Genomic DNA, 6,691 nt, shown 5'->3' on the forward strand with positions numbered 1-6,691 from the left:
TATCAGCGGCATTTTTCATGGGATCATTTGCTTAAAAGTAAGTGACTTCTTTAACTCGTTTGGGGCGATTCTGTTGTTCGTACAATTGCCATACTTGCTTAAAGTCTAACGCTAACTCGGTGACATAAAACTCACCAGAAGGGTAGGTCTTAACCACTTTAGCACCGCGAATAATGCCACTGACGCTGGATTTAATATTGTCGTCAGTTAATAACCACTCACTGACATCGCTGTTAGCTGAAATCTTTTGACCATAAACCTGTTCAGCGAGTTCACGGTAGGCGGCAATCTTCGACGCTTGCATTGCCATTAAAATACGGTGAGACGCTTCAGGGCTAGGTTGCGTCGCCAGTGGCGCATAACCTACCGCTGTTAACGTAGGGAACGAAGAGGGAGCTTCGGTTTCCCACTGCACATACTTATCTTTATTGACGCAGCCGCCGAGTAGTACCAACATCATAACCAACATCAGTGACTTCATAGCTTTTCTCCCAATACGGTATAACGGCTATCGCCTTTTTTCTCATGACGGTACAGTAAACCATTACGAGATTCGATTAATTCAGATTCTTGTAAATAACCAGACAAACTCGATGCGGCAACAAAAGATTGCACAGCCGATAAAACGCGGTTGTTGGTGACGTTTACAACGCGGCCATTAAACACAATGCCCTCAGGGGTCATGGTCATGGTTGACACTAACACGTGCGACACAGGTAAACCTGATGGTAATAATTGCCAATCACGGCTTAACATAAACTCGCCTTGCTCAGTTGCACGCAAGCTGGTGGCGACATTCATATCCACTAAATTAAATTCGTGCGCATGAAACGCGGCTAACAAACCTTGTTGTAATTGTAAGGCCAGCTCATTGGTGGCATTTAAATTATTAGCTAAAACAGGTGTCGTGATTAATAACGGCTGATCGGGGCGCAGCGCATCATTTTGCACAACCAATTCATTAACCAGCTTTTCGGCCCATACATTAATTTGGCCTTTTGGCGCAAAGCCGGCATCTTGAATGTCGTACGCTAATTGCTTGTGAGAAACGTTATACTCATCTTTAACTTTGACGTATTTGCCATCATTATTAAACGCTAAATTATTCGCCGGGTTAGGCGTTTGGCTACACGCTGCGACAGACAGCAACGCAAGTACAGCAACTGGGGTGATAAGCCTGTTAATCATGATGATTCCTTTAAAAATGTCGCCGACGCGATATGTTGCATTAATGGCACTCAATCAAAACATGCAAGATTGATGCTTAAGCCATTATTGACTGCGACATAGCCGTCAATGAACGCTAAATCTGTATCGGCAAATAGCGTAAAAGCTTTACTAGATTTAATCCTTAAAGGCTTCAATGCACATAAATATGTTAGTGGCGCGATTTTTGCTTAATTTATACTAATTAAACACTATCGCGTTAGTCGTAATATTTTATGTGCCTTAAATAGGCAAAACTGACGATTTTTTGACATTAGGACATCGTATGCCGACGCAAACAAGCCTTATTAAACAAGCAACCAATCATAAAGCATTCGCGCTTGCACTGATGTTATTGTTGAGCTTATTTCAGGTTAACGCGGCATTTGCAGAACAAGTCGAGGTCACTGGCAGAGCAAAAATCGTCAATGGCGATATCGATAAAGCCCGCGAAGATGCCATCAGTCAGGCATTAAATTATGCGAGCTTAAAGGCTGGGGTTAATTTTTCCAGTGAGCAATCAATCGATCAGGGGCGATTAACCCAGGATACGTTTCAAATTCAGCGTATGGGTTCGGCTAATAATGTTGAGTTGATGAGCGAAATGATCAGCCAAAATACCATTACAGTGGTTTTGCAATTAGAACTCACTGAACCAGAACCTAACGCACAATGCAAAAGCCAATCATTAAAAGCCGCGATTATGTTGCCGCAATCTTATCTTCAAGAACGCGCGCAGCTTAGATACGGGCAACTGGCCAATTTTGAACAACAGATAACCGAAAAACTCGGTAAGATGATCAATGCTCAGTCTCGCTATAGCTTTGCTCGTGTTCACGCCAATGAAAAAATTGATAACACTAACCAATTGGTTAATTTTAGAGGTTACCGCATTCCGACATGGCTAGGCGAAATCACCGAAAGTCAGTACATACTACAACCCGATATTATTGATATTTCAACCGAGCCTGCCGAACGTGGCTTTTTAGGTTTCAGTGAAGAATACCCACTAAGACAATTCATGATAAAACTCACTCTTTATCATGGTATTAGCGGCGAAGTGGTGTGGACAGAAACTTTTGCCACATCGGCACCCTGGGAATTTGAAAAACAAGAAGTGGTGTCACCGGCTAATCAACGTTTTTGGCGCTCATCCTACGGCCAGTCTATTATTGAAATCTTTCAACAAAGCATACTGACGTTAGATAACCAATTAAATTGCAGGCCACTATTAGGCCAAATTGTTGCCAGACAAGGTGATAGAGTTATCATCAATTTAGGCCGCAAAAATGGTGTAAAAATGGGTGATAAGTTTCAGATAGTATTGCAAAAAAATATCCCAGATCGCTTAAACACCATGCGCCCCATCGCCAGCAAAAGCCGAGCGAGTGTGGTAATCGAGCAAGTCAGCGAAGACAGTGCCACAGCCATATTTGACGGCATCGATGCAGCAGACAATATCCAAGTAAATGATATCGCGATTAAAAACTGATCATCATGACCGTCATGCATAAGAGTAAGGTTAAGAGTTAAAGTTAAGAAACTAGGCCAAGAAACCAGGTTAAGAAATAAGCAGTTAAATTTAAAGGGTTTAAATCAATTATAAACTCAGTATAATCACTGGGTCTCTCTATAGCTCAACAGGATAGAGCAGCCGCCTCCTAAGCGGCCGATCGGGGTTCGAGTCCCTGTGGGGAGACCATAACACCTCTTTTTATCTTAAAAATCAATAACTTAATAAAATCGTAAAAAGTTGTGCCGCCTATGTGCCGCCTCTGGAAACCACTTTTTTGGAATTTTTTTTTAAGCATTCTTCAAAACTCCGCTTTTTAATAGTTTGAACTCAATCATGGACATTTAAACGTATTTCCAATAGTTTTCTATTAAAGCTAAAACATGGAAGTATTGTGTAATGAACCTCAAGAAAGAGTCTAACCTACAAACTAAACCTCAAAAGTCAGAAGTCGGTAATCAGCTAGATGAACTTCTATCTGCAATGCCAGAAGCATTGAAAACGCAGTTGGTTAACATGTTGGATTCCCCTGAATATGCTAATCAAAATCAGAAAGCCGATTTTTTAGCCAGCTTGCAGTCATTCGACATGCTCACTCAAAAAGATTCAGCCGTTAGACCTTTGCTTCCAGAAGGCACTAATGAAGAGTCTTTAGCCAAAGCGCTTTCGAAAGTTGATGACAGTCAGTCAATACTTGAGACTGAACAGCTTGAAGGTGCAGAGATATTTACATCATTATTTGAGTCAATAGCCGCAGAGCCATGTGATGATATTAATGAGATCAGACGGTTTGCCAATGCTGCCAACTTACATGAAGCATTTGGTGAAGAAGAAGGTAGTGAAGCTCTCACATTTCTAAATGCGATCCCAGAAGACAGTGCTGAACTTATTCACGGTGCTATAGCTTGTCAGATAGCTGGTATGCCTAAGCAAGCCAATTTATTGTTTGAAATATTTGCTAAACGTCAATTTGTTGATGCTAATAAAGGGTATCAGTCGCTTCAAACGGAGGTCACTAAACATAAAGGGGCGATTGAAGTTGCTAGTCAAAACTCAAAGAAAGGACAGCAGACTAGGCATATGAAGAATAATTTGAGACGCGAGTTTGCGTTGAACTTGTATCGCACCAAACCTTATAAAAACCCCAAACAGGCTACTGAAAAGTACTTTCCAAAGATCAATCAGTATGCAAACGAGATTGGGCATCAATTTACTAGTGAATACCAAGGGTTTCAAACAGTTTATAGATGGTTTTTGAGTGAAAATCGTAAACAATCTGTATAGTGATTAATTGCTTTCATCAGTATTTTAACTTGCTTCAGATCGAACATTATTGTAACTTCTGTTCTAGGCGCCAGCCTCACTTACATGCGAGTGAAAAAAGGCACTAAAAACGAAAGTTTAAATACAATCTGCTTACACCTTTATACTTAAATTGACTTGGTTGAGAAGCCTCGCCTTAATCGCATGTGGTAATGCTTAAATGCAACTCGCACTCAACCGCGGAGTTAATTTATGAACATGCTTTCATCTTACGTTTTCAACGTATCTTCACAAATAAAAAATATACCTAACAGCACTGTATCAAGAGCTCAGATATTCGAGTTAATAGCTGCATTTCTAGGTGAAAAATCTCATGCGGCATTGAAGACTACCTCACTAAATAAATCGATAGAGCTTGCAAGACATGACATGCAAGCGGCATTTATTAGATGCCAAGAAAGAGCAATCTCTTTTAATCAGACTACAAAGGTTGCTCAACAACTAAGCAAATTGATAAGTGATCAACTAGCCCCTTTGTTAGAAAAATCTTCGGTATTAATTAACCAGCAGGCTCTCTATTATTTAACTCGTTCTGGTAGTGAATGGATTAATGTAGACGATGATTATGACGAGGATGACTTAGAAGAAGACATTTTACAGACGCTAGAGTCATTCCCTTATAAGGGTTTTGATGTTGATGTACAAACTTTATATATTTCATTGCAGCAAGCTTCTAAAGGTGGTGATAAAGAATCAAAATTGTTAGAGTTTTTATGGATTTTAGATGATTTGTATGGTGTTCCTTATGATGAAACAGGGAAAGATTGGTACGAAAATAGCCTGAATGGAAAAGCTTTGGATAATCAGCAGCAACAACTAGCTGATAAATATTGTAAAATGATAACAAAACATCAGGTATTAGAGTCCTTTGTCACTAACACTCAACTATCAGACTTAGCTACACCTAATATTAATCAAATCATTGAATCTAAAGATTTTAGTTTAATTGATTCTATTTGCTACCATATCCCAATTGATAGGATGCTAGATAAACTAGAACCATACTGGGATTTAAGACATGACTTTTCTAATCAATGGTTAAAGTTATCTGCACTTCAAGACCCTAATAGGGAATTAATATCTCATCTTATTGAAAGAAACGAAAACCTAATAGAACAACATTCTTGGGCTAGGTTTGCCAACATCAACGGGATAGATGTAACTCAGGATGACCACTACGCCATAGATACAAATACTGGTGAAATATGGGATGCTGACCATGACGCACCAATTGAGATATGTGGATTTGATGGTGTAAAACTTCAAGTATTACCTCATGAGCTAGAATCAACAGTTCAAACTAGAACCCAAATAATGCTTGAACTGAGTAAAAAAATTCAAAAACTTATCTAAATACAAAAGGTGTTTCTCACCCTGAGAAACACCTTTTTGACCCTCACAAGCGCATACTTCAAAAACTTCCGATCATATTCTTCACTTCGACATACACAATCTAATCGGAGTTAATATGAATACACTACTCACCCCTGCTGAAGTGGCGAGACATTTAGGCATTACAATAGGCACTCTTTCTGTGTGGCGTTGTACTGGCCGCTATCCCCTCAATTTTATCAAAGTTGGTCGTCGTGTGATGTACCGCCAAAGCGATGTTGAAAACTTCGTTAACGGGAGGGTATATGAACACACTGTATAGCTTTTTATCGGGAATCATTATTTGCTCGTTAATAAATATGACTAGCATTCTTAAAAGTACTGTTGATGAAATTAATGAACTTCGAGAACATAACGAAAACATTATTCTGTTACGGAAATATGAAGCCAATGAATCGAGTCTGTACCCGTTAACGGAATATGTACCTGTTAATGAGTCCATGGATGACAATTCTGACAGTATAGAAGTGAGCCTATTACACAACGTAACGGCTTCAGATAGTGAAGGGGGCAAATAATGGCCGCCTTTACTAATGAGCAAGTCACATTCATTGAGTGGTTATCGCAAGATAACCACATTGAAGTGTGTATTGAGATTTGTCCCGACCTAAGCAAAATGGTCGGTTATGACTCATATTCAGGTCATTTCCAAAAACGCACTTTGTTCAAATTGAAACTACAAGGCTTCTTAGCCGAGAGTACCCATTACATTGCAGGTGTAAAGTGGCAACGTTGCTCACTAAATCAACGTGGGCGTGATTGGTTAAAACAGCATGGAGGGCAGAGCCATGCCTAATATTCATCCACATGATGTTGACTGGGTTAACAAAAAATTACATGGATTACCGAGTATTCACAAAAATGTTATTCAGTACCGCTATAAGCAATTTGGTAATAGGCGTGATGCAAATTTACACCTATTACGAACAACTTCCGCCATCAGTAAAGTGTTAGGTCACAATAGTAGCCGAATGAGTTGTGTTAGCGTTGATGACCGTGATTTTAAGGCAATGTCTACAAATCACGCTCGTCAATGTATCAAAATTGCATCGCGGATGAATTCCCAAAGTTTATTCAAAACTTACTCAGCCATAGTGCGTTACGTTACCTGCAATCAGATAAAACCACACCCTGTACTGGTCAAGCCAAACTGGACACTTTTAGTTGAGAATTTTCAAACTCTACCGGTGACAGATCACCATTAGCTGAATGAAGTCGCTCCAAGTTGTAATATTTCATGTAAGCAGTCACATCTTG

At 39.7% G+C, this 6,691-nt stretch carries 9 protein-coding genes and 1 tRNA gene; 7 read left to right on the plus strand and 3 right to left on the minus strand.

Going from position 1 to position 6,691, the window contains the following annotated elements; genetic code table 11:
- Positions 1-31 precede the first annotated feature (31 nt).
- Together GQA99_RS10185 and GQA99_RS10190 are read right to left on the minus strand one after the other, a co-directional pair.
- On the minus strand, positions 32-481 hold the full coding sequence (locus tag GQA99_RS10185) for an LPP20 family lipoprotein (protein WP_160053774.1): 450 nt from the start codon (positions 479-481) through the stop codon (positions 32-34).
- Positions 478-1,188 (minus strand): FlgO family outer membrane protein, encoded by a 711-nt coding sequence (locus GQA99_RS10190; RefSeq protein ID WP_160053775.1) that lies wholly within the window; start codon positions 1,186-1,188, stop codon positions 478-480. Before GQA99_RS10190 ends, GQA99_RS10185 begins: the two co-directional genes overlap by 4 nt.
- A gap of 304 nt (positions 1,189-1,492) precedes the next feature.
- Between GQA99_RS10190 and GQA99_RS10195 the strand changes: the two genes are divergently transcribed.
- The 7 genes from GQA99_RS10195 (at position 1,493) to GQA99_RS10225 (ending at position 6,230) form a co-directional block, all read left to right on the plus strand.
- On the plus strand, positions 1,493-2,698 hold the full coding sequence (locus GQA99_RS10195) for a flagellar assembly protein FlgT (protein ID WP_160053776.1): 1,206 nt from the start codon (positions 1,493-1,495) through the stop codon (positions 2,696-2,698).
- Positions 2,699-2,832: 134 nt separating this feature from the next.
- Positions 2,833-2,908 (plus strand) — tRNA-Arg (locus GQA99_RS10200).
- 210 nt (positions 2,909-3,118) lie between these two features.
- Entirely contained in the window at positions 3,119-4,003 is an 885-nt protein-coding gene (locus GQA99_RS10205; protein WP_160053777.1) for a hypothetical protein, read from the plus strand.
- Between the two features lie 231 nt (positions 4,004-4,234).
- Positions 4,235-5,395 (plus strand): hypothetical protein, encoded by a 1,161-nt coding sequence (locus tag GQA99_RS10210; protein ID WP_160053778.1) that lies wholly within the window; start codon positions 4,235-4,237, stop codon positions 5,393-5,395.
- 115 nt (positions 5,396-5,510) lie between these two features.
- Positions 5,511-5,696 (plus strand): helix-turn-helix domain-containing protein, encoded by a 186-nt coding sequence (locus GQA99_RS10215; protein WP_160053779.1) that lies wholly within the window; start codon positions 5,511-5,513, stop codon positions 5,694-5,696.
- Positions 5,697-5,733: 37 nt separating this feature from the next.
- On the plus strand, positions 5,734-5,952 hold the full coding sequence (locus GQA99_RS10220) for a hypothetical protein (protein ID WP_160053780.1): 219 nt from the start codon (positions 5,734-5,736) through the stop codon (positions 5,950-5,952).
- Positions 5,952-6,230: a hypothetical protein gene (locus GQA99_RS10225; protein WP_160053781.1), complete on the plus strand. Its 279-nt coding sequence runs from the start codon at positions 5,952-5,954 to the stop codon at positions 6,228-6,230. The genes GQA99_RS10220 and GQA99_RS10225 overlap by 1 nt, the downstream gene beginning before the upstream one ends.
- A gap of 344 nt (positions 6,231-6,574) precedes the next feature.
- On the opposite strand, the gene GQA99_RS10230 is transcribed toward GQA99_RS10225, so the two are convergent.
- Positions 6,575-6,691 (minus strand): IS3 family transposase (locus GQA99_RS10230; RefSeq protein WP_133306622.1); only part of this gene is annotated, 117 nt, incomplete at its 5' end.

Origin of the sequence: Shewanella litoralis, assembly GCF_009828585.1 — a bacterium.
Lineage (GTDB): Bacteria > Pseudomonadota > Gammaproteobacteria > Enterobacterales > Shewanellaceae > Shewanella > Shewanella litoralis.